The organism is Oleiphilus sp. HI0117 (assembly GCF_001635235.1).
This window is the reverse complement of record NZ_LWGA01000560.1, coordinates 1-1061: the sequence shown is the minus strand read 5'-3', so window position 1 is coordinate 1061 and position 1061 is coordinate 1. Positions and strand designations below refer to the sequence as shown.

Annotated in this window: 1 protein-coding gene; it reads right to left on the bottom strand. The window is 42.1% G+C overall.

Going from position 1 to position 1061, the window contains the following annotated elements; genetic code table 11:
- Positions 1 to 9: 9 nt before the first annotated feature.
- Positions 10 to 597, bottom strand: coding sequence for a hypothetical protein (locus A3757_RS06195; RefSeq protein WP_068739316.1), 588 nt, complete (start codon positions 595 to 597; stop codon positions 10 to 12).
- Positions 598 to 1061: the final 464 nt, after the last annotated feature.

Genomic DNA, 1061 nt, shown 5'->3' with positions numbered 1-1061 from the left:
CAAGAAGAGCTAATGAAAATTCAAGAGGCGCATGCCGATTAGGCATGCGCATACGATACTAGGTTTTACGCTTAGAATGCTAAGGCAAAGCCTAGTAGTATCGATAGAGTAGCGAGACCGGATGCAACAATGATTGTCGCCATTGCCTTGTCTTGTTTTGGCTGCATCAGAACGAGTAAACGACGCTCTATCTTCGAAGGTCATTTGTTTTAGCGGTGCAGCTAGCATTGGCTTCATTTCGTTATCAACTAAAATTGAATCGTTGGCTGGGTTGTCCTTGCCTGAGCCTTTTTTAGTTTGATGAGGAATGCCGTTAATTCGTGTCTGAAAAGTTGTATTTTCGGCTTCTTCTTGTTCACTCTCTTGCAGCAACTCCAGCGCCCAGCTTTCATCAACCTCTTGCGGTTCAGTGCTCCGGTATGCTGTATAGGTTTGGTTAAACTTTTCGTATAGTGCAGTGGTTTCTTGAAGTGTGAGAGTCTGATCCTGCGCTTTTTGAGAGACCATATTCAAAATACGCGCACGCTCGTCGTGTATCTGTTTATTGTCTTGCTCTAATGCTGAGTTTCCGTAATCTTCAATTGTTGCTACTGACATGATTCGTTCCTGAATTAATTGCCTTCTCTCTCCTTGGCGAACCGTTATCTTAAAACGATAAACGTCGAAAAGGCGTTAAAAGTAAATTCCAATTTGCTTCTTATTACAGGTTCTTTGAATCGATATTATCGGGGGGAGAATAGGAATTCAAAAGCCATATCAAGCTCTTGATTCTATTTCGATAGTGAGTGCTCAATGCAGTTCACTATGACTAACTCTTCCCTGTTATTGTTGTAGATCGAGATACTATCCTGATGTGGGCAATAATAGGTGGAAAGCTGCAAGTGGTCAATGTTTGCCGTGTGAGACATTGACCATTCTTGATGAGGGAAAAATCGATAAATTAAAGTGCTCGAGTTTCTCCAACCTTCATCAATAAAGCATTTTCATCGCCATAGCTTTGATCTATAGCGGCTTGTTTAAAGCGAGGAGGGGCTTCAAATGGGTCTTCAGGTGTCAGCATG

Coding starts and splice junctions, on each gene's coding strand:
- A3757_RS06195 (WP_068739316.1), bottom strand. CDS start 597: ATGTCAGTAGCAACAATTGAAGATTACGGAAACTCAGCATTAGAGCAA.